The organism is Acinetobacter sp. 1207_04 (genome assembly GCF_052850415.1).
The window spans coordinates 109164-132730 of the sequence record NZ_VXCQ01000011.1 but is presented as its reverse complement, the minus strand read 5'-3'; the positions used below and the strand labels follow the sequence as shown (position 1 = coordinate 132730).

Below are 23567 nucleotides of genomic sequence, written 5' to 3'. Positions count from 1 at the left end.
ACAATTGTTGTGACAAAAGATGAACATCCACGTGCCACCACAATTGAAGCCCTGACCAAGTTAAAACCTGTGGTCAAAGTTGCAGGTACTGTGACGGCGGGCAATGCCTCAGGTATTAACGATGGTGCAGCCGCTTTATTGATTGCGTCTGATGAAGCTGTTGAAAAATATAGTTTAAACCCACGTGCCAAAATCATTGGGGCAACCACTGTCGGTGTTGAACCTCGCATTATGGGCTTTGCCCCTGCACCTGCTATCAAAAAGTTACTCAAACAAGCCAATCTAACATTAGAGCAGATGGATGTGATTGAACTGAATGAAGCATTTTCAGCTCAAGCTTTGGCGGTTGCTCGTGACCTAGGTCTTGAAGATGGTGCAGCACATGTCAATCCAAATGGTGGTGCTATTGCATTGGGTCATCCGTTGGGTGCTTCGGGTGCACGTCTAGTTACCACAGCACTCAATCAACTTGAAGTAACGGGTGGTACATATGCGCTTTGCTCAATGTGTATTGGGGTCGGTCAAGGTATCGCTTTGATTATTGAACGAGTCTAACCAAGCATCACTAATTTAAGATATTTCTCCTCCCTTTTTAAAGGGAGGTTGGGAGGGATTTAATGCCAACATTCACATCAAACGACGCACAAATTAATTACCAAACTTTTGGTGAGGCAAATAAGCCTGCGATTATTTTCTCTAATTCTTTAGGGACAAATTTCAGCATGTGGCAAGCTCAAATTGATGCATTCAAAAATGATTTTTTTGTGATTTGCTATGACACTCGTGGTCATGGTCAATCATCTGCCCCACAAGGTCCTTATACCATTGATCAATTGGGTCAAGATGTCATCAATTTACTTGATCATCTCAATGTTGAAAAAACCACTTTCTGTGGTATTTCTATGGGTGGTTTAACAGGTCAATGGTTAGCTATCAACTACTCTGCACGTTTTAATCACGTAATTGTCTGCAACACAGCTGCAAAAATTGGACAAGAACAAGCATGGAAAGACCGTGCGACACTTGTCCGTGAACAAGGTTTACAACCGATTGCATCAACAGCAGCATCACGTTGGTTCACCGAGCACTTTATCCAACGCAACACAGCAATTGTGACTTCTCTGAGTAACGACCTCGGAGCTAGCAGCGCAGAAGGTTATGCAAGCTGTTGTGAAGCGTTGGCTAAAGCAGATTTACGTGAACAACTGAAAAAAATTCAAGTGCCTGTATTGATTATTGCAGGAACTCAAGATCCTGTAACGACTGTAGCCGATGGTCAGTTTATGGCTGAACATATTGTCGGTAGTCAGTTATTTACAATTGATGCATCCCACATTTCCAATATCGAACAACCTGAAGTATTTAGTAAAGCCGTGCAAAAATTTATTGCTTCATCATGATAAATTAATCTTGATTCATTGATTTTTGCTTTACCCAACATCCTGAAAGTGAAGATGATTCAAATCTAAACTTTTAGGGTGTTTTTTATTTTGTTGCTTTCTTATTTGAATGTGCCATATTTTTGCATAATAATTGTATTGTTTTAGCGATATGAATCTGTCTGATCCAAACCTGAAAACTACTCAATAAAACACGGTGAAAATGTGAAGTTATTTCTCGATTGTGAATTTAATGGCTTTGGTGGTGAACTTATTTCGATGGCATTAGTCGATGAAAATGAATGTTATTTCTATGAGGTTTTGCCCTGTGATGCACCTATTGCATGGGTCGCTGAACATGTCATTCCGATTTTGAATCAGCCCGCACTTTCTTTACAGCAATTTCAGTCACAACTGAGAAACTTTTTATTTCATTACGATTCAGTTCATATTATTGCCGATTGGCCCGAAGATCTATCTTTATTTCTAAATAGCTTAATTTTGGGTTTTGGTTCTAGCATGACCACACCGCCCATGACTTTAGAGCTCTATAATAAACAACATGAACTCAATGTCCCATCAGCTCAACCACACAATGCATTACAAGATGCGCTCGCTTTAAAAAGAACACTCTTTATTTAAACTTTCAATAAATCAGCGCATTCTTTTTAAATTAAAGGTCACAACCCCCCATATTTCAAGCTGTTGCCCTTCTTCGATATAAATATTTTGATAATCCGCATTTTCAGCTTTCAACCAAATTTTCGGTGGATTAAATTGCATATCAATCATCAGTCGTTTAACTGTAAAATCGTTATCAATCAGCGCTATAACAATATCACCTGACTTTGCTGAAATGCTTCGATCAACAATAAGCGGATCATCAATATCAATACCTGCATCATACATAGAAAGCGAGTTTGCTTTTACAATAAACGTTGAACCTTCATTACGTATCAAATACTCATTCATATCTAATGATTGTTCAATATGCTCATGTATAAACGCTGGTGATCCTGCGGCAACACGCTCTGTAGCCAAAGGAATTTGGTAAATTTTCTCATTTTTAGCTTCTACAGGTTGCATCTTTAACGAAGAAGACAAATCCGATAGATGCCCTGGATTAATATTATTTAGCAGCCAATTTTTGATAATATGAACTTGCGACTCAGGTACACGAATCACCTTTGTTGGTTCATTGAACTGTGCTTTTCGCCCCGCATTAACACGAGCACCACCATGTTCAAATTCTTGTTTTTTTGTCATTTGTTTTCGCTCTATTTGCAACCGTAGATGTCTTAAAAATAATATAACTTGAAAAAGTTACAAATTCAAGTTGACGTCCTTCTCATTTTCCATAACAATGGCTTCATTGATCAGATTTTAACTTATCTGTTTAACATGGATGTTTTAGATAAATTAAATAACACATTGAATTATAGATAAATTTATTTATTAAAATCTTAAATCACTGATTTTATTTAAATAAAAATGATCAAATATATCACTTATTTATATTGAATGATTTTCTATGCGGAGACATAAAAATGACAACTCAACGTGATGCTATCTTAGGTTATGCCGATGATCAACATGCATATTATATTCGTCTTATTGAAGACAATATTGTATTGGGAAGCCACTACGGATTGGTCTGCGAACAAAATACAGATGAGGCTGAAAGTATTATGACGACCTTATATTTGAAAAAATCTTTTTGGCTCAATGGTTCTGCATTTTCAGATATTGTGAAAGGTTTACAACCGTTATCGCTACAGTGCTGAAAAATTATTTTTCAGTTACTAACTCAATGATGAAATTCCTAACCTAAAAATAATTGAGCAAACAAAATAAAAGCAAGTCGAACATAAATATATACGTTATAAATCAAGGATGATCTACATTGACCGTCCTTGAAAACCACATAATATTTCATTTTTACGTATTAAAATTTACATTTTTATTGAATAAAAATAGATCATTTCTTTTGATCCGAATGCTGTAATGAAGCATTATTCATGCCTGCATTGAGCTTGTTCAAGAAGTGTACAAAGGTTGCTTTATCATCAAACATAAAGCCTTCCATTGCTTGACGATAAAACTCATAAATTTTGAGTTGTAATTGCTCCCAAAATTCAAATCCTAAAGGCGTTAATATCACTTTTTTTGCACGGCGATCTGCTTGGTCTGCAAAACGAATCACATAATCATCACGTTCTAAACGTTTAAGTACGCCATCTAAATTTTGTCGACTTACACCTAGATATTCTGTCAGATCGGAAAAAGACATCCCTTCACGTACTTTTTCACGTGATAAAGCACCCAAAACTGCCCAATGTACAGGCGAAACACCAAGTTCTTTAGCACTTTGTCTGTCTAAAGTATTACCTAGTTGGAATACTCGAAAAAAAAGCCTGTTATGTATTGCATACAAATCTTCATCATGGGAAGAGTTCTGTTCATTACTCATAGAACATCTGTCCTTTATCAAAAATGTTCAAGCCTACTTCATTCATATCATGTCCTCATGAAATTTCGTTATAGGCTTTAAAGCACTATTTTCATTCAATTTTAAAATAGCATTTAATCCGAAGTATAACAATTACAGCCTGCTCTTTATAAACAAGTTGTTTTGTTTGGTTGTATTTACACATATCCTTCACCGTATTCTCTTATTTTGATAATTACTACATATTCTCAAAATTATATCAATATATTGTCATACATATCAAAATATAGAATACTGATCTTTTTTAATTTTTAAAATGATAAAATCATCCTATTTTTTAACAAGTACTCGACTTTAGTATAAATATTAAAATATTTATACTAAATATATTAAATAAATATATGTTTTATATTAATATTTTAAAAAGATAAAAAATAATATATATCAACATATTGACATTTACTTCGATTCAAATATATTCAATTTGTATATTTAGCATTCGCTTCTAATGGACAAATAAGGAAATTTGTCTGCTTTAATGTCTAATATGTGTAATAACAAATGAAAATATATGTAAATTATTTGACATAAATTATGGTATGGAGATGCCAATGCAGTACATTGACGTACAAAAAACAATAGATGAGGCAAAACTGAATAAGTTTCACCTCCGCGTTCTATTTTGGTGCTTTTTAATTATTATTATTGACGGTTATGATATTGCTGTTGCAGGTGCTGCAATCCCCTCTATTATGGAGGAAATGAAGGTTTCAGCATCGACTGCGGGCTTCATGGCAAGCTCAACCTTGTTCGGTATGATGTTCGGGACCATTGTATTTGGTGGCTTGTCTGAAAAAATTGGACGTCGCTTAACGATTTCAATTTGTGTAGTTTTATTCAGTTTATTCACGGCGGCTGCGGGTCTATGCAAAGATCCCATCAGCTTTAGTATTTTACGCTTTATCGCTGGACTCGGTATTGGTGGTGTATTACCCAATATCGTTGCACACATGACTGAATACTCACCAAAAAAAATCCGTAGTCTCATGACCACAGGTATGTTTTCGGGCTATGCTGTTGGTGGGATTGTTGCAGCGGCGATTGGTAAATATTTCATTATGGAATTTGGTTGGCAAATTGTATTTTTTGCTGCGGGTTTTCCTGTATTTTTGGTGCCATTTATTTACAAGTATTTGCCTGAGTCTTTGGTCTATTTAGAAAAGAAAAATAAAACTGACGAAATTAAAGCTATCATGCAAAAAATTGAGCCCTCTTTACAAATTAATGAACAGACTCAATTACAATTTCCTCCAATGGCACCTCATCAATCTGTACCTGTAACTCAATTGTTCAGTGATGGACGCTTTTTAAGTACTTTAATGCTTTGGGTTGCCTTCTTTACTGGGCTATTCATGATTTATTCGCTCAGTACTTGGCTTGCAAAACTGATGGCTTTGGCAGGTTATAACCTAGGTTCAGCACTTAGTTTTGTCATTGCTCTAAATTTTGGTGCAGTCATTGGCTGTATTGTTGGGGGATGGTTAGCAGATCGTTTTCACATCAAATGGGTCTTGGTCACCATGTATACATTGGGTGGTATTTTCTTATATGCCATGACATTTGATCATTCGCAAAATATGCTTTATCTGATTATTGCAGCAGTAGGCGCATGCTCAACAGGCGGTCAGATTGTGGCTTATGCATACTGTGGACAATTCTATCCTGCCAACATTCGTTCAACAGGCATTGGTATGGCAGGTGGCGTTGGTCGTTTAGGTGCAATTCTAGCTCCGTTGATTATTGGTTATATCGTAGCATTGAATTTACCGTTAGAACAAAACTTTATGGTTATTGCAGCCGTTGCCATTTTGGGTGCAGTGGGGATTGCCTTTATTAACCATGAAAAAGCCGCAATTTAATTTTTTATCTATCGTTCAACCGATTATTGTTAAACTAATGTTATTTTTTAAACTCATAATTTAAAGCTAAAAAAAGCCCTCTCGGGCTTTTTTTATTGGTCAAAATTTCGCAGTAAAATGCTTAACGAATTTCTGCTTTCCAACCATCTTCTTCCAATACGGCAAGTACGGCAGTTTGGTCGAGTGTAGTTTCAAGTTCAACTAATTTTGCAGCAACATCAATATTCACAGTCGCTTGCTCATCAGCCGTTTTCAGACTTGCAGTTACACCTTTAGCACAACCGCCACACGTCATATTTTCTACAAATAATTTCATTATAATCTCCAGTTCTATCAATGATATTGCTTTACTCTAAACCTTTCCATAATGGCAAGGTCAAGTCTTTCTTTACTTACTTTCTGCAATTTAAGTATCAGAAAATACAGCCTTTTAACTTAATGCCCTTTTTCAATATGCTCTAAAATACTGCAATCGGGGCTTTCATTTCCTGCACAACAAGACACGGATTGTTCAAGAGTATTGACCATCTCTTGTAAGGTTTTAATTTTTTGATTCAAATCATCAATATGCTTTAAAGCTAATTGTTTAACTTCAGCACTGCTTCGATCGGTATTTTTCCATAATGAAATCAAACCTTTCATCTGTTCAGCAGAAAAACCTAACTCTCGTGCATGCCGAATAAAATTGAGCGTTTTAACGTCTTGTTCGGTGTAGATCCGATAACCAACATCGGTACGTTTTGCCGCATCAATCAGCCCAATATCTTCATAATAACGAATCATTTTTGCAGACAAACCTGATTGTTTCGCAGCCTGACCTATATTCATGACTCACCTCTATTTCTGATATATATGGTTAGATTTCAAATTGCCAACTCACATAAAGGAGCAATCCTAAATTGAAGCATATTTCACCCTGTTACAGGCTTAAATGTTCTTAAACGTAATGCATTGCCTAAGACAAAGATTGAAGACAACGCCATCGCACCAGCAGCAAAAATAGGTGACATTAAAATACCAAATGTAGGATATAACACACCAGCAGCCACAGGAATGAGCGCAATATTATAAATAAATGCCCAAAATAGATTCTGATGAATATTGTCCATTGTTGCCTTACTCAGTGCAATCGCATTGGGAATACCCTGCAAACTGCCTGAAATTAAGACAACATCAGCCGCTTCAATTGCAACATCAGTTCCTGTGCCAATCGCTACACCAACATCAGCAGCAGCCAAAGCGGGTGCATCGTTAATGCCATCACCAACATAAGCAATATGCCCATAGCTTTGTTTGAGTTTTTGCACAGCTTCCACTTTTTGTGCAGGTAGAACTTCAGCAATAACTTCATCAATACCCAATTGTTTAGCAATCGCTTCAGCCGTATGACGGTTATCACCACTGATCATTGCTACTTTAAGACCTTGAGCATGTAAAGCTTTAATTGCAGGATAAGTACTCGCCTTAATCGGATCAGCCACGGCGATAATCGCAGCAAGTTTTTGATCAATGGCTACATATAAGGGCGTTTTGCCTTCTTGTCCTAAATTCTCAGCTGTCTGTGCAAATTGTTCAACAGATAAACCAAGTTTTTGCATAAGTCGATCTGCACCAATATGCAAATGTAAGCCATCTACATCTGCCTCAATACCATAACCCGTCAATGAGTTAAAGTTTTGAATCTCTCTTAAACTTAATCCTAAATCAAGCGCAGCTTTAACAATGGCTTGCGCAATCGGATGTTCCGACTTATTTTCAATACTAGCTACAGCTGCCAAGACTTGATTTTCATCAAAACCCGATAACACTTCAAAATTGGTTAAAACAGGTTTGCCTTCTGTGAGTGTCCCTGTTTTATCAACAGCGACCACACGTGCTTCTTTTAAAGACTGTAATGCCTCACCTTTACGAAATAACACACCAATTTCTGCACCACGTCCTGTTCCGACCATAATCGAAGTCGGTGTTGCAAGCCCCATGGCACATGGACAAGCAATAATCAGTACAGCAACGGCATTGACTAAGGCAAAACTTAATGCGGGTTCAGGACCAAAAATCACCCAAGCAATAAACGTGAGCAATGCCATTGCCATCACCATAGGGACAAACCACATGGTAATTTTATCGACAACTGCTTGAATAGGAAGTTTAGAACCTTGTGCCTGCTCAACCATTTGAATGATTTGGAACAGTACCGAATCTTGACCTACAGCAGTTGCCTCAATTTTAAGACTGCCTGTTTGATTGACTGTTCCCCCAATAACTTCAGCTCCGACAGCTTTTTCGACAGGAATCGGTTCACCGCTCATCATCGATTCATCAATAAAACTTTGCCCTGAAATAATATGACCATCAACAGGCACTCGTTCACCCGGACGAATTTCAACAATCATGCCCGACTTAACATCTTGAATGGCAATTTCTACCATTTGCCCATCTTGCTCAACACGTGCCATTTTAGGTTGCATTCCTAAAAGCTGTTGAATAGCAAGAGATGTACGCCCTCGTGCTTTAGATTCAAAGAAACGACCCAATAAAATGAGTGCAACAATAACAGCAGCAGCTTCAAAATAGACATTCACTGTCCCTATTGGTAATAACTGCGGGAAAAAAGTTGCAACAACAGAAAACACATAAGCCGAGAATGTACCCACAGCAACTAAAGAGTTCATATCAGGGGCAAGGCGAAATAATGCAGGAATACCTTTTTGATAAAAACGACGTCCTGGAAAAACTAAAATAAGCGTGGTCAGAACAAATTGGATATACCAACTGTTTTGAGTACCTATGCTATTTGCAATTAAATGATGAAATACAGGAACAAGGTGTGAACCCATTTCAAGTAAGAAAACAGGTGTTGCTAAAATAGTGGCAAGAATTAAGTCATGTTTTAAATGATTTAATTCGTCTGCTTTTTTTTCTTGCTGAATTTCGATCTGATCAGCTTGAATGACATGAGCTTCATAACCTGCTTTTGCCACAGCTTGAATGAGTTGCTCAACCGTGGTTGGAGGGTTTACTACAATCAAAGCTTTTTCAGTGGCTAAATTGACACTTACTGAAGTAACCCCTTCAACTTTTTTTAGGGCTTTCTCAACACGTCCAACACAAGAAGCACAGGTCATTCCATCAATGGTAAGTTCTATAGGTAGCGCCTTCGGTACTTCATAGCCTGCTTTTTCAATGGTTTGAATAATCGCATCATAGTCCAAAGGCTCATGACTTTGAATGGTGGCTTTTTCTGTAGCCAAATTCACGGAGACAGCATCAATATTAGGCAGTTTCTGTAAGGCTTTTTCGACTCTACCAACGCACGAAGCACAAGTCATTCCCTCAATATTGAGCGTTCCACTGTAGCTTTGTGTTACGTTCTTGCTTTGCTTCATTGGATCTGATGTTGTTGTCATTGCAGTATCCTCTTTTTGCTGATCTTTTGATTAGTATTAGCATAAAGATTCCCATCATGGGAAGGTCAAGAGTTAAGTTCCAATAATGCTGATTAAATTTATAGATCTTTAAGTTATATATTTAAATAAAAAGCCTGCTATAGCAGGCTTTAAGTCAATAAATACAGTAAATTTTTTATGTAATTTTAAATGCCAAAGAAATTTCTTGATGACCTTCAATTTGCTCGGGCCATTTTTGTGACATTGTTTTTAACTTAGTATAAAAACGTGCAGCATCTGGTCCATATAAATGGGATTCACCAAATTTTGAACGCCTTAAACCACCAAAATTAAAATAACTTACGGGCAAAGGAACAGGGACATTTATTCCAATCATACCAGACTCAATTTCAGTAAAAAAACGATGCGCTGTTTTGCCATCACGAGTAAATATGACTGAGCCGTTACCAAACTCATGACTATTTGTCACAGCAATGGCTTCATCTAAACTATTCACACGCAATATTCCTCGTGCTGGACCAAACACTTCTTGTTTATAAAAATCCATGTCTGTTGTTACATGATCAAGTAATGTTGGACCTATATAATAGCCATTTTTATATTCTGGATGTTGATAAGAACGTCCATCCAATAATAGTTCAGCTCCATCTTCAATACACTGATCAATTGCCTTTAATACTGATTGTTTTGCTTGCGATGAAATAACTGCACCAAAATCTGCAGATTCATCATTATAAGCCCCCATTTTAAGTGCTTTAGTTTTAGTAATAATTAACTCTCGCAATTTTTCAGCTGTTTCTACACCAACAGGGAGTAACAACGAAACAGCCATACAACGTTGACTCGCTGAACCAAATCCTGCGGAAACAAAAGCATTCGCTGCGGCTTCTAAGTCGGCATCTGGCATCACAACCATATGATTTTTCCCACCAGTAAATGCCGCAACACGCTTATTGTGGGAAGTTCCTTTTTGGTAAACGTACTCACCAATTTGAGTTGAGCCAACGAAACTGATTGCTGAAATTTCAGGATGTTCTAACATAGCGTCTACAACAACTTTGTCACCTTGTACAATATTAAAAATATCATCAGGTAAACCAGCTTCTTTCCATAAATTAGCAAAAAACAATGCTGCTGATGGTACTTTTTCAGAAGGCTTCCAAACAATCGAATTTCCAATTGAAACAGCCATTGCCATCATGACTGCTGGAATCATAATTGGAAAGTTAAAAGGCGTAATACATCCAATGACACCCACTGGAACTCTGACTGAAAAAACATCTATATCACCCGCAACATTTCGAGCATATTCCCCCTTAGTCACTTGTGGTGCATTACAAGCAAATTCAATCCCTTCAATTGCGCGTCCTATTTCACCTTTGGCATCAGCAATAGTTTTACCATGCTCTCTACCAATAATTTCAGCGAGCTCTTCTGTTTTAGCAATCATAAGCTCACGAAGTTTATAGATCACTTGTAAACGCGATGCATGTGAAGCCTTCGACCATTTTTGAGCATTTAATGATGTTGCAGCCTGAACAGCTTGATTTACAGTGATTACATCGCCATAAGCACATTGAGCTATCTCCTCCCCTGTGGAAGGATTAAATATAGGTCCGCTTCTTTGCGTTTCTACAATGTGTTTACCCGATATATAATGCCCGATCAATTGAGCCATCTTTAACCTCCATGTATAGTTTTAGATTTGCTACATTGCTAATTTTAAAAAAAATAAATATTACAAAATTTAAAAACTTTGATTTTTAACAAATATGCATTGCCATATAGTTTTGATAGATAAAGATAAATATGGTTTTATCTTTATCTAAAATATTATTTTAAATAACCGTATTAACGCATTACACACGCATTTCTTTTTTGACAGTTTTGAGTTTTGCAGATTTTCCAAGCTCATCTTTTTTCATAAAGCATGTACAGAAAATTGCAAATATTGCCATTCCCATAATGTACATAATAATCAAATGTGGACTGCCATCACCAACGCTGAGTAACTTTGTCGCAATAAGCGGAGCGATACCACCACCGAGTACACCCGCAAACTGTACTGAAATAGAAATACCGCTATAGCGAATTTCTGCAGGAAATTGACGAGCAAATAACTGTGACTGTGGTGCATACATGATTGGAAAAACTACACCAATAGCCAAAACAATCGCAGTCCAAACGAGTACCGGATCTTTCGTATCAAGCATGCTAAAAAATGGATAACAATAAAGTGCAAGAACCACCAAACCGAACATAAACATATTACGCTGTCCGACCTTATCTGAAAGGTGACCACATAAGGGCGTCATCACCATAATGACGCCTGCTCCACAAATGGTGGCAAATAAAATATCTTGGCGTGGAATGCCTAATTTTGTTGTGGTGTACGCTAAAGCAAAGGTAGATGCAATATAGAACCAAGCATTTTCAGCAGCACGAGCAAAAATAATTGTCCACAATTCACGTGGATGGTTTTTGAAAACTTGTAGCGCAGGTACTTTAATTTCTTGTGCTTGTTCTTTCACTTTTTCAAAGTCTGGAGATTCAGGCACTTTCACACGAATATACCAACCTACACCTAAAAGTATAATGCTCGCGAGGAATGGAATACGCCATCCCCAACTAAATAGACTTGCCTCAGGAAGTAATGAAACCAATGCCAATGCAATCGATGCAAGCATTAAGCCACCACCCGCACTCGCTTGCGGTAAACTCCCCCAAAACCCCTTACCACCTTCAGGAGCATGTTCCACTGCCATTAAAACAGCACCGCCCCATTCTCCGCCCATCGCCATTCCTTGTATAAAACGTAAAACAACAAGGAAAAATGTCGCCCAATAACCAATACTTTCATACGTCGGTAAAAGTCCAATCAAAACTGTTGGAATACCCATCATGACAAGTGTCGTTAAGAGCATAGCTTTACGGCCAATTTTGTCTCCAAAATGTCCGAAAACTATTCCACCTAAGGGACGGCCTATAAATCCTACTGCATACGTTGCAAAAGCGGCTAAGACTCCTGTTAAAGGATCAAGATTAGGAAAGAATAATTTATTGAAAATCAGTGCTGCTGCTGCACCGTAGATAAAAAAGTCATACCATTCAATGGTTGTACCGACCATACTAGAGATACCAGCCAAACGGTGAGATGACTTTTTAGGCTGAGCATTTGATCCTTGTATCTGTTCCATAGACACCTCTTGCACTTTTTAATATTTCATTTTGTATACACTTTATGAATAATCAATCCGGACTATTAGTGACATAAAGTATTTTTGATTTTTAAGTATTGAATATGCATATTGATGATTCATATTCAATTTGAAAAGCTAAAGAATGAATCACTTTTCATCTTTTTCTAATTTGAATCAGATTAAATTAGAGGTCAACACCCTTAATTACTTAAGTAGTGAGTGTTTTTTCATTATATAATTAAAATTCAAACACTTAATAAAAAATATTGAAAATAAAACACTAAAAATGTTTTATCTAGTATCTAAAATCGAAATATTATTTATGTTTTTTCAACTATTACTGTATTTAAAAAATAAGTTATTTGGTTGTTTTTATACTTGTTATTTTAGTCTAAATCATATATTCCTTAATCTATTAAGTAAGGATGCTTATGATGAATTATAACAAATTGGCATTTGATTTTTGTCCTGCCCCTATCGTTGTACTCAGTAACAGATGCATGATGGAAATGAATGTTGCATTTACAAATTTATTTGGCTATACACGGGAAGAACTGATTGAGCAATCTATAGTCAAAATTTTTCCAAGTATTGAAGACTACGAAAAAGTTGGAGATGATGCTTTACAAAGTTTAATGCTCAAAAAAAGTCACTTTTATTCCGACCATCGTTTTATGCAGCATAAAAATGGCGAGCTTTTTTGGACACATACGCATGGGCAAACGCTTACACCAGAAGATCCATTTAAACTGATGGTTTGGCATTTTGAGCGTCAAGATCAAGTAGTAACATCAAAATATAAATTAACTAAACGTGAAGCTGAAATTACACAACTCATCGTCAATGGGTTTACTTGTAAAGAGATTGCGAGAAAGCTTGATTTATCACATCGGACAATTGAGGTGCATAAAGCTAATTTAATGAAAAAACTTGGTGTACGAACTAAAGCAGAACTCACTTCAAAGATTATTATTCAAGAAAAAAATTACGCTCATATCTGAATTAAAAATTTAGAGATATACTATTTTATTCATATTTATGAATAAAAAACCACGGAATGACACCGTGGTTTTTTATGACTTATTTTTATTCATTGATACAGCTTATTCGGCAGAAATATCTTCAAATAAAACTGAAGATAAATAACGCTCGCCTGCATCAGGGAAAATTACGACAATCGTTTTTCCTGCATTTTCAGGACGAGCAGCCAACTGTGTGGCTGCGGCAAGTGCTGCACCACTTGAAATCCCAACAAAAATACCTTCTTGGGTTGCAATCTTACGTGCAAAATCAATTGCTTCAGGACTCGTAATTGCAATCACTTCATCGACTAAATCTAAATCCAAATTACCCGGAATGAAGTTTGCACCTATACCTTGAATTTTATGTGGCGCTGGCGTTAATGTTTCGCCACGTTTAGCCTGACCAATAATTGGCGATTCCGCTGGCTCAACAGCGACAGAATAAATGGGTTGATTTTGTACTTGTTCAAAATAGCGTGAAATACCAGAGATCGTTCCACCTGTACCCACACCTGCAACTAAAATATCTACTTTACCACCTGTTGCAGCCCAAATTTCAGGACCTGTCGTAGTTTCATGAATTTTAGGATTGGCTGGATTTTCAAATTGTTGTGGCAAATAATAAGTTTCAGGCTGTTCTGTGGCTAAACGTACCGCCTCATCGACCGCACCTTTCATGCCTTTCGCAGGTTCAGTCAATACAAGGTTAGCACCCAACGCTTTTAATACTTTACGGCGCTCAATACTCATACTTGCAGGCATTGTTAATGTAATTTCATAACCTTTTGCTGCTGCAACAAAAGCTAAACCGATACCTGTATTTCCACTTGTTGGCTCAACAATTTTCATGCCTTTTTTAAGTAGACCTTTTTCTTCAGCATCTGCAATGAGTGCTGCGCCAATACGATCTTTCACTGAAAAGGCAGGATTACGGCTTTCAATTTTTGCCAAAACTGTTGCTTGACTCTGAATCAATCGATTAATGCGCACTAAAGGCGTATTACCAATCGCTTCAGCGTTGTTGTTATAAACGGCAATCCCTGCATTTTCAATTTTCGGGAAATTTGTTTCTGTAGACATGTGCTTTCCTCAAATTTAGATATAAATGATTCATGTTATCTGCTTTTATCATATCGCTTTTTACATAGAATGTTATATGCATAAAAGAGATTTAATTATTCTATTTTCGAATTTGTTTGCTTTTATAAATCATTTACTTAGAAAAATTAGACAAAATTCAAACGTGAACGGTCAAAATTCGATTGCCATCATCTCATTGTTTTCAAGCATAATAGTCACATTGGAAAAAAATCGGGAAGATTATGGCGAATAACGCTTATCAAAAATTTTATCGTCAATTTACAAAAAAAGTGTTAGATAAAATTGTTAGCCCTCAAGTGCTCGGGAAGCATCAAACACTTGAGCAAATATCGACAAGCCAAGAAGCGACACCATTCCCCGTGTGCTATGTCATTCAAGATGACTCTGTATCGAATAAAGTCTTGATTGATAATGAAACTGAAAAACAAAAATTACAATCTGCATTTATGCCATTACAGCTCGATGAACTCTCTGAGGATGATTCATTTTTAACTTTACACGACAATCACAAAGGCAATGTTTCAGCGTATTACCCTGACAAACTTATTCGGATGATTGAATTTTTGTTACGTCATCCCGAACAAGATATTTTGTTGGTGCCTGTTTCTATTTTATGGGGACGTGCGCCTGAAACTGAAGACACATGGTACAAAGCGTTATTTGCTGATGCTTGGACAAAGCCAACGGGCATAAAACAAGCGCTGAATATTGCCCTCTATGGTCGTGAAAATTATATCGAGTTTCATCAAGCCACATCATTGCAAGAGATGATTCGGGTTGCTCAAGAACGTAGTCCAAACTTTTCACCTGCACATTATGTAACAATAACATTAAACCAAGAGTTTAATCAGTATAAAGAGGCTGTTTTAGGACCTGACCTTTCTGACCGCCGTAATGTGATCAATACTTTAATGACCACTGAAGCGGTTAGAGATGCTGTCCGCCAAGAAAGCATTCATAAAAAAATTAGTTTAAATGAAGCTGATAAATTGGCACGTAGTTATCTTAATGAAATTGTTTCTGATTTTTCATACTCAACTTTACGTTTTGCCGAAATTGCACTTACGAAATTATGGACACAGCTATATGATGGTATCGAAGTCCATCATTTCGACATGGTTCGTGAACTAGCAAAAGATTATGAGATTGTGTATACGCCGTGTCACCGCAGTCATATCGACTATTTGTTATTGTCTTATGTGATTTATAAACGTGGTTTGATGGTACCACATATTGCTGCAGGGATTAACCTAAACATGCCTGTGGTAGGTCAACTCATGCGTGGCGCAGGTGCATACTTTATTCGTCGTAGTTTCAATGGTAATGCGCTATATACAGCGGTATTTAAAGAATATTTGCACAGTTTACTCAGTCGAAATACCCCACTTGAGTATTTTATTGAAGGTGGCCGTTCTCGCACAGGTTTATTGTTACAGCCAAAAAAAGGCATGTTAGCAATGACCATTCAAAGCTATTTACGAGGCGACAGTAAACCAATTGCCTTCATTCCAACCTATTTTGGCTATGAAAAATTACTTGAAGGTTCATCTTATATTAAAGAGCTTGGTGGGCAGAAAAAACAGTCTGAATCGTTGTTTGGTTTACTCAAATCGATGCAGAAAATTGAAAAAGTCTTTGGCATGGTGCATGTCAATTTTGGTGAACCAGTATTCCTTGAACCTGCTCTACAACGTCATGCGGCACCGACACATTTAGATTTACATGCAGACTTACCCGACTCAGTCAAAGCGACTGTCACAGATGTTGCCAATGAAATTTTGCAAAATATCAATAAAGCAGTAGTCATCAATCCTGTTGATTTACTTGCAATTGTTTTACTCAATGCGCCAACTTATGAACTTGCTGAGCGTGATGTCATATTGCGTTTGGAACAATACCGCCATTTACTACAAACAATTCATTATGATGAACGAATGAAAATCACGGCGCTCTCTGCCCATGAAATTATTCAATACGCTATTAAATTGAAGCAAGTTGAATTTATTGAACATGATAATGAGCGTTGGGTCAAAGTCAGTGACAGTCAAGTTGGCTTGCTTAAATATTTCAGCAACAATATTTTACATACCTTTATTTTGCCGGCCTATGTGGCTTATGCCCTTAAACAGCATCAAAGTCTGTCTAAAGCACAATTATTTGCAGATTTTAAACTGGCTTACCCTAACTTTGCTAAGCAGTATTTCTTAAAATGGAATATTGAAAACCTTGAACCCATCTTCCAACAAATTATTGATGTCTTCATTGCTGAACAAGTTATTAGCATTGAAGGTGATCAACTTCATGTGAATGTAGCTGATGATAAAATGCGTTTCATTTCAGCATTGGCACATTTGTATGAATTAAATGTTGAAGCACAAACTGAAGAAAAATCAGAGAAAAAATCGAGTTGATTTATTCTTCAATGCTAATTAGTTAAGCCAATAATGGCTTAAAATCCTAAACTTCTTCTGTAACCCCTCTTTATAAAAGAGGGGGAAACTATCAATTTCATTAAGTTTTCATTAATGAAAACTCCCTCCTTTCTTAAAGCTAAAGAACTTGTTCCGCAAGGGGGAAGAATTTAAAAAACTTTTATCTGACTAACATTAAGTTTATATATTCGATTTTCTAAGCTTTAAAGGCAATAAAACCATAATAAGTAAACATTTGCGTAAATGTGCGTATATTGGTAAAGCCTGATTTTTCATAAATTTGATGCATTTCTGCCACAGAAACCAAATGAAAATCTTGCTCTAAACGTTCAATCATCACCTGACTTTGCTGATCTGACAACCCTGTAGCTTGTGACAAATATTTCAAAGTCGTCAAATCTGTTTTCTGTTCAAACTGCATAAGGTCATAACTTAAAGAAAAACTTTGTGGCTTTAAGACTTGATAGATATCTTGAAAAAAATGTATCTTGTTCGGTTTATCAATAAAATGTGAAACTAAAATAGACAATGCTGCATCAAATTGCACAGGCTGACAATTAGATTGACTATTCGACTGTATTTCAATCAATACTGACGTATCTCCTAAAATAAAATTGACTCGATCTGCGGCACCTGATTCTTGTAATAATTGTTTGGCTTTATGAAGCATATTTTCTGCAGGATCAATTGCAGTAAAATGCCACTCTGGAAATTGTTGCGTCAAATAGCGTAACTCATAGCCTGTACCACAACCAACCACCAAAATATTTGCTTGTTCAGGTAAATATGTCTTGAGTAAGGCACTAATTTGTAAATGTACCAACTCATAACCAGGTATCAACTTACGAATATGCTCATCATAACCATCGACAATGAAAGGTTGATTAAAATCTTTTGCCATTTTGATATCCATATGGTGGAACAGTAGCTTTAAAACTATACATTTCTTGTAAAAATCACAACAAAACGCTTTTGATTCTTTAAATTTAAATCTTCTTTATCCCTTTGGGATGAATAGCGAAGCTACGCAAGAAAATGAAGTGCTTTCAAATAAATTCTCTCTGAGAAATTTACTGCGTAAATCTCTGCAAGGAGAGAGAACTTATATTTAAAATTTATCTAACTTATAGTTAAAATTTATCTATACCTAATTGCTAATTCATGACTAAGCAATTTCAGATAAATTTAATTCATCACGCATCAATTGTTGTAGTTTAAACTTTTGCGCTTTACCTGAAGCCGTCATTGGAAATTCTGCAAAGAAGCGTACATAACGTGGCACTTTATTATGTGAAATATGCGCTTTACAATATTGGCGAATACTGTCCTCAATTACCTGAAGTTGGTCGCTCGAATGTTCATGTAAAATAATACACGCACACAACTCCTCGCCATAACGTGCATCGGGCAAGCCAATCACTTGTACGTCTGATACATCGGGATGAGTATAGAGGAAATCTTCAATTTCTTTCGGGAAAAGATTTTCACCACCCCGAATCACTACATCTTTGATGCGTCCTTTAATTTTAATAAAACCCTCATCATCCATTTCAGCAATGTCACCCGTATGCATCCATTTGGCAATATCAATCACTTCACGGGTTTTATCCTCATCTTCCCAATAGCCGAGCATGACCGAGTAACCGCGCACACACAGTTCACCAAGCTTTCCACGGGGTACAACCTTACCTTCTTCATCGACAATTTTGATTTCTAAATGTGGATGTACTCGCCCAACTGTACCCACACGACAATCGACAGGGTCTTCTGTTGAACTTTGTGCACTCACAGGCGCTGTTTCGGTCATTCCATAGCAAATGGTAATTTCATGCATATGCATACGATCAATCACACGTTGCATAATTTCTTTTGGACACGGGCTGCCCGCCATAATGCCTGTACGTAAACTGCTTAAATCAAAGGAATCAAATTCTTCTTGCTCAAGCATGGCAATAAACATTGTTGGAACACCATAGGCTGCTGTACATTTTTCCTGCTCAATCGCTTTTAAACTCGCTAGAGGATTAAAAACTGCCGCAGGATAAATCATCACTGAACCATGTGTAATACAGGCTAAATTGCCCATAACCATGCCAAAACAATGAAACAATGGCACAGAAATGCACACTCGGTCTTTCGAGGTTAAGTGCATTGCTTCACCGACAAAATAACCATTATTTAAAATGTTATTGTGGGTCAGCATTGTGCCTTTGGGGCTACCCGTTGTGCCTGAAGTAAATTGGATATTAATGGTTTCATCAAACTGTAAACTTGTAGAAATCCTTTGTAATTCAGCCAATTGTTGTACTGTCGGTGTTGTGAGTAAATCACTAAATCGATGCATGCCATTTTGAACGTGCTCATCAATTTTAATCACACATTTTAAATGTGGTAAACGCACTGAATTGAGTACTTTAGATGAGCTATTTTTAGTAAGTTCGGGGTCAATTTTATAGAGAATTTCTTGATAATCGGTGGTTTTAAAGGTTGATGCAATCACTAGAGCTTTACACGATACTTTATTTAAAACGTATTCAAGTTCATTGCTTTTATAAGCTGGATTTAAATTGACTAAAATAATGCCTGCTTTGAATGCAGCAAATTGGGTGATCGTCCACTCCACACAATTAGGAGACCAAATTGCTAAACGGTCTCCTTTTTTCAGACCTAATTTTAATAAGTTACAAGCAAAGGCATTGACTTGTGCCTGTAACTCCCGATAATTCAGTCGTATATTTTGATGCAGACTCACCACTGCATCTTGTTCAGCATATTGCTGACAGGCTTCATCAAATTTTGCGCCAATTGTCATACCAACAAGAGGCTGACTGCTTGCACCATAGGCATAGCTTAACCGTAATTGCGACATTGAATCATACTCCTTGATTCTTTGTAATTCTGATTGTTCACTTCAATATAATTGTTGTTTCACTTTCCGTATTTTTTCGCGATTACTTTGTTTCACTCGTTTATATTTAACGCATCCAAACTGCTAAAACGGTCTTTACTTCATTTAACTAATTATTTTCCCTCCTCAGTTTTGACCGCATTAAGACAAAAATCAGCAATCTGTTTCACAAAATAATCTTTATAAGCCTCATCAAACATTACATTACGTGAGGGATTTAAAGGTTCAATCACAACAAACGTCATAGCACCAACAACACACAATGCCGCTGTATTTAAATCTTCAAAACCAAACTCACCACTTACCTTTCCTTCGGCTAAAATTTCTTTAATGCTTTGTTTAATCAGTTGCTTACTACGAAATCGCTCATGTTCAATCGATGGATCTACAGGTTCAAACATCAGCGAATACGCAAGCTGTGGGCTATTCATTGCACGCTTTACAAAAGTCGTAACCGCCTTATGTAGCTTCTGTACGGGACTGAGCGACCCTGCTGCAATGTGATTTAAAATCTCCACTTCAAGCAAAATTGCCGCAGACAATACTTCAACTAACACCTGACTTTTACTGTCAAAGTACCGATAAACCAAACCACTCGACACACCTGCTCGATCTGCAATGGCTTGGATTTGTGCATCTTTAAAACCACCTTGAGCAATCAGCTCTCGTGCCGATAACAAAATCGTTTGGCGATTTTGTTGCATGCGCTCTTGCATCAAGGTTGATCGTTTATAACTCATATTTGCATTCTCAAACAATTAAAATGAATTGTAAATCAATTTTTGAATTTCTATTCACTTTTTTGAAAAATATCGGTATGGTAGTTTCAAGCACAACAAAAAACGTGCATGAAACAACAAATATAAACTCAAGGATGAAGTATAAATGAATCTACAAAGTATTGATTTTGGACTAGATGATACACTAATTGCACTGCGTGATTCAGTTGCAAATTTTTGTAGTAAAGAAATTTTACCAATTGCACGCCAAGTCGAACAAGACAATTTCTTTCCAAAACAGCTTTGGCAAAAATTTGGCAATATGGGTTTATTAGGCATGACCGTCAGCGAACAGTATGGCGGCACCAATATGGGCTATTTGGCGCATATCATAGTCATGCAAGAAATTTCACGAGCATCTGCTGCCATTGGCTTGTCTTATGGTGCTCATTCAAATTTGTGTGTCAATCAGATTAACCGCAACGGTAACGAAGAACAAAAACAACGTTTTTTACCAAAACTAATTTCAGGTGAATTTGTCGGAGCATTGGCAATGTCTGAACCGAACGCAGGCTCAGATGTGGTCAGCATGAAACTTCATGCCGATGATCACGGCAATCATTTTATTCTCAACGGCTCAAAAATGTGGATTACCAATGGTGGTGATGCAGATGTTCTGGTGGTCTACGCTAAAACTGATTTAACCGCAGGTGCTCAAGGCATGACTGCATTTTTAATTGAAAAAGACATGGCTGGGTTTAGTCATGGTTCTCACCTCGACAAACTCGGTATGCGTGGTTCAAATACCTACCCGTTGTTTTTTGATAACGTAAAAGTACCAAAGGAAAACGTATTAGGTGGTGTAGGTAATGGTACAAAAGTCCTTATGAGTGGACTCGATTATGAACGTGCTGTTTTAAGTGCAGGTCCTTTAGGCATTATGGATGCCTGTTTAGATGTCGTCATTCCTTACATTCATGACCGTAAACAATTTGGACAATCATTGGGTGAATTCCAACTGATGCAAGGCAAAGTTGCAGATATGTATTCGACTTGGTTGGCATGTAAAGCCTTAGTCTATGCCGTAGGTGCAGCCTGTGACAAAGGCAATCATGTACGCAGTTTACGTAAAGATGCAGCGAGCGCCATTTTATATTCTGCAGAAAAAGCAACATGGATGGCAGGTGAAGCCATTCAAGCCCTAGGTGGTAATGGCTATATCAATGAATATGACACAGGGCGTTTTTGGCGTGATGCTAAATTATATGAAATTGGCGCAGGAACTTCAGAGATTCGTCGTATGTTGATTGGTCGTGAACTGTTTAATGAAACTCGATAAATCTAAAATTAATGTAAAAAATAGTGACAAAGCACATCAAAACGCAGAATGACAGGGATGTTTTGTATGAACCAACTACACAGTAAAATCAATATTCGAAGTGAAGACTTCAAAATTAATCAAATAGCGATGCAACAATTGGTCGATGATTTAAAACAAAAAGCACAACATATTGCCCTTGGTGGTGGTGAAAGTGCCCGTCAAAAACACCTCTCACGTGGCAAGCTCTTAGCACGTGATCGAATTGATCAATTGGTCGATGCAGGAACGGCCTTTTTAGAAATTGGACAATTAGCGGCTTATAACGTCTATACAGATGACGTTCCTGCTGCCGGTGTTGTTGCGGGGATTGGTCAGATCAATGGCATTACTTGTATGATCGTAGCGAATGATGCAACGGTCAAAGGTGGAACATACTACCCTTTGACTGTGAAAAAACATTTACGTGCACAAGAAATTGCTGAACAAAACCATTTACCGTGTATTTATATGGTCGATTCAGGCGGTGCTTATTTACCAATGCAAGATGAGGTCTTTCCTGACCGTGACCATTTTGGGCGTATTTTTTACAATCAAGCGCGTATGTCTAGCATGGGCATTGCTCAAATTGCAGTAGTCATGGGTAGCTGTACCGCAGGCGGCGCTTATGTCCCTGCTATGTCAGATGAAACCATTATTGTTCGTAATCAAGGGACTATTTTCTTAGGTGGGCCACCCCTTGTTAAAGCGGCCACAGGTGAAGTTGTCACAGCCGAAGATTTGGGTGGTGGTGATGTCCATACTCGCCTTTCAGGTGTAGCCGATCATTTGGCTGAAAATGATGAACATGCAATTGCCATTGCCCGTAATATTGTTGCCAATTTAAATAAGACACCGCATCAAGCGAATCATAATATTGAAGAACCGTTGTTCGATGCACAAGAATTGTATGGCGTTGTGCCAAGCGACTCACGTAAACCCTTTGATATTCGTGAAGTCATTGCCCGTATTGTCGATGGTTCACGCTTTGATGAATTTAAAGCTCGTTTCGGCACAACCCTTATTACAGGTTTTGCCAAACTGTATGGTATGCCTGTCGGTATTATTGCCAATAACGGTATTTTATTTTCAGAATCATCACAAAAAGGCGCACATTTTATTGAACTGTGTGCACAGCGAAATATTCCCCTGCTTTTTCTACAGAATATCACTGGCTTTATGGTCGGTCGTCAGTACGAAAATGAAGGCATTGCTAAAAATGGCGCCAAACTGGTCATGGCAGTTGCCACAGCGAATGTACCCAAATTGACCTTAGTGATTGGCGGTTCTTTTGGCGCAGGTAACTATGGTATGTGTGGTCGTGCATATTCACCACGTTTTTTATGGACTTGGCCGAATTCAAGAATTTCAGTCATGGGTGGTGAACAAGCGGCAAGTGTATTGTCTACATTAAAACGTGATCAAATTGAGGCAAAAGGTGAACAGTGGTCTACGGAACAAGAAGATCAATTTAAACAACCTTTCCGTGATCAATTTGAAAAACAAGGTCATCCTTATTATGCCTCTGCTCGACTTTGGGATGACGGTGTCATTGACCCAGCTCAATCTCGTCAAGTTCTTGGCTTAAGTCTTTCGGCTGCCATGAATGCACCCATCAAAGAAACCAAATTTGGCGTATTCCGTATGTAAGGGGCAAACAATGAGTTATCAAAC

At 37.4% G+C, this 23567-nt stretch carries 20 protein-coding genes; 9 read left to right on the top strand and 11 right to left on the bottom strand.

The features are described 5' to 3' along the window. From FW754_RS11580 to FW754_RS11570, 3 genes are all read left to right on the top strand, one after another. Positions 1-555: thiolase family protein (locus FW754_RS11580; RefSeq protein WP_446324722.1), on the top strand; the 555-nt coding region annotated here is incomplete at its 5' end. Between the two features lie 62 nt (positions 556-617). After that, positions 618-1400, top strand: a complete 783-nt coding sequence (pcaD, locus tag FW754_RS11575) for a 3-oxoadipate enol-lactonase (protein ID WP_446324721.1) — start codon at positions 618-620, stop codon at positions 1398-1400. A gap of 204 nt (positions 1401-1604) precedes the next feature. After that, positions 1605-2021, top strand: a complete 417-nt coding sequence (locus FW754_RS11570; protein ID WP_419346887.1) for a hypothetical protein — start codon at positions 1605-1607, stop codon at positions 2019-2021. Positions 2022-2033: 12 nt separating this feature from the next. On the opposite strand, the gene FW754_RS11565 is transcribed toward FW754_RS11570, so the two are convergent. After that, entirely contained in the window at positions 2034-2645 is a 612-nt protein-coding gene (locus FW754_RS11565) for a LexA family protein (protein ID WP_409510398.1), read from the bottom strand. Positions 2646-2926: 281 nt separating this feature from the next. Between FW754_RS11565 and FW754_RS11560 the strand changes: the two genes are divergently transcribed. Next, a complete protein-coding gene (locus FW754_RS11560; protein ID WP_409510399.1) occupies positions 2927-3163 on the top strand; it encodes a hypothetical protein in 237 nt (78 codons plus the stop codon). Positions 3164-3357: 194 nt separating this feature from the next. Here the strand turns inward: FW754_RS11560 and FW754_RS11555 are convergent, their stop codons facing one another. Further along, positions 3358-3849 (bottom strand): MarR family winged helix-turn-helix transcriptional regulator, encoded by a 492-nt coding sequence (locus tag FW754_RS11555; protein WP_446324720.1) that lies wholly within the window; start codon positions 3847-3849, stop codon positions 3358-3360. 590 nt (positions 3850-4439) lie between these two features. Here FW754_RS11555 and FW754_RS11550 point away from each other — a divergent pair. Next, positions 4440-5747, top strand: a complete 1308-nt coding sequence (locus FW754_RS11550) for an MFS transporter (protein ID WP_446324719.1) — start codon at positions 4440-4442, stop codon at positions 5745-5747. A gap of 121 nt (positions 5748-5868) precedes the next feature. On the opposite strand, the gene FW754_RS11545 is transcribed toward FW754_RS11550, so the two are convergent. The 5 genes from FW754_RS11545 to FW754_RS11525 all read right to left on the bottom strand — a co-directional run bounded on the left by FW754_RS11545 (position 5869) and on the right by FW754_RS11525 (position 12351). Further along, the gene (locus FW754_RS11545; RefSeq protein ID WP_409510402.1) at positions 5869-6063 is read right to left on the bottom strand and encodes a heavy-metal-associated domain-containing protein; all 195 of its coding nucleotides are present in this window, start codon (positions 6061-6063) and stop codon (positions 5869-5871) included. Positions 6064-6182: 119 nt separating this feature from the next. Next, positions 6183-6575, bottom strand: coding sequence for a Cu(I)-responsive transcriptional regulator (gene cueR / locus FW754_RS11540; RefSeq protein WP_446324718.1), 393 nt, complete (start codon positions 6573-6575; stop codon positions 6183-6185). A gap of 83 nt (positions 6576-6658) precedes the next feature. Continuing rightward, complete coding sequence (locus FW754_RS11535) at positions 6659-9133, bottom strand: heavy metal translocating P-type ATPase (RefSeq protein ID WP_446324726.1); 2475 nt, start codon at positions 9131-9133, stop codon at positions 6659-6661. A 196-nt stretch (positions 9134-9329) separates the two neighbouring features. Next, positions 9330-10832, bottom strand: coding sequence for a CoA-acylating methylmalonate-semialdehyde dehydrogenase (locus tag FW754_RS11530; RefSeq protein ID WP_446324717.1), 1503 nt, complete (start codon positions 10830-10832; stop codon positions 9330-9332). 181 nt (positions 10833-11013) lie between these two features. Beyond that, a complete protein-coding gene (locus tag FW754_RS11525; RefSeq protein ID WP_409510405.1) occupies positions 11014-12351 on the bottom strand; it encodes an MFS transporter in 1338 nt (445 codons plus the stop codon). A gap of 437 nt (positions 12352-12788) precedes the next feature. Here FW754_RS11525 and FW754_RS11520 point away from each other — a divergent pair, with 437 nt between their 5' ends. Then, positions 12789-13355, top strand: coding sequence for a LuxR C-terminal-related transcriptional regulator (locus tag FW754_RS11520; protein ID WP_409510406.1), 567 nt, complete (start codon positions 12789-12791; stop codon positions 13353-13355). A gap of 102 nt (positions 13356-13457) precedes the next feature. Here FW754_RS11520 and cysK read toward each other — a convergent pair whose 3' ends face one another. Next, positions 13458-14456 carry a cysteine synthase A gene (cysK, locus tag FW754_RS11515; protein ID WP_446324716.1) on the bottom strand — a complete coding sequence of 333 codons (999 nt, stop codon included), beginning with the start codon at positions 14454-14456 and terminating at the stop codon, positions 13458-13460. Between the two features lie 242 nt (positions 14457-14698). Between cysK and plsB the strand changes: the two genes are divergently transcribed. Next, complete coding sequence (gene plsB / locus FW754_RS11510) at positions 14699-16888, top strand: glycerol-3-phosphate 1-O-acyltransferase PlsB (protein WP_446324715.1); 2190 nt, start codon at positions 14699-14701, stop codon at positions 16886-16888. 217 nt (positions 16889-17105) lie between these two features. Here the strand turns inward: plsB and FW754_RS11505 are convergent, their stop codons facing one another. From FW754_RS11505 to FW754_RS11495, 3 genes are all read right to left on the bottom strand, one after another. Next, entirely contained in the window at positions 17106-17810 is a 705-nt protein-coding gene (locus FW754_RS11505; RefSeq protein WP_446324714.1) for a class I SAM-dependent methyltransferase, read from the bottom strand. Between the two features lie 264 nt (positions 17811-18074). Then, the gene (locus FW754_RS11500; RefSeq protein WP_446324713.1) at positions 18075-19778 is read right to left on the bottom strand and encodes an AMP-binding protein; all 1704 of its coding nucleotides are present in this window, start codon (positions 19776-19778) and stop codon (positions 18075-18077) included. Between the two features lie 152 nt (positions 19779-19930). Next, positions 19931-20557, bottom strand: a complete 627-nt coding sequence (locus FW754_RS11495) for a TetR/AcrR family transcriptional regulator (RefSeq protein ID WP_409510411.1) — start codon at positions 20555-20557, stop codon at positions 19931-19933. Between the two features lie 145 nt (positions 20558-20702). Here FW754_RS11495 and FW754_RS11490 point away from each other — a divergent pair, with 145 nt between their 5' ends. Together FW754_RS11490 and FW754_RS11485 are read left to right on the top strand one after the other, a co-directional pair. Next, positions 20703-21875 carry an isovaleryl-CoA dehydrogenase gene (locus FW754_RS11490; protein WP_446324712.1) on the top strand — a complete coding sequence of 391 codons (1173 nt, stop codon included), beginning with the start codon at positions 20703-20705 and terminating at the stop codon, positions 21873-21875. 66 nt (positions 21876-21941) lie between these two features. Next, positions 21942-23543 carry a carboxyl transferase domain-containing protein gene (locus FW754_RS11485; protein WP_409510413.1) on the top strand — a complete coding sequence of 534 codons (1602 nt, stop codon included), beginning with the start codon at positions 21942-21944 and terminating at the stop codon, positions 23541-23543. The last annotated feature ends 24 nt before the right edge of the window (positions 23544-23567 follow it).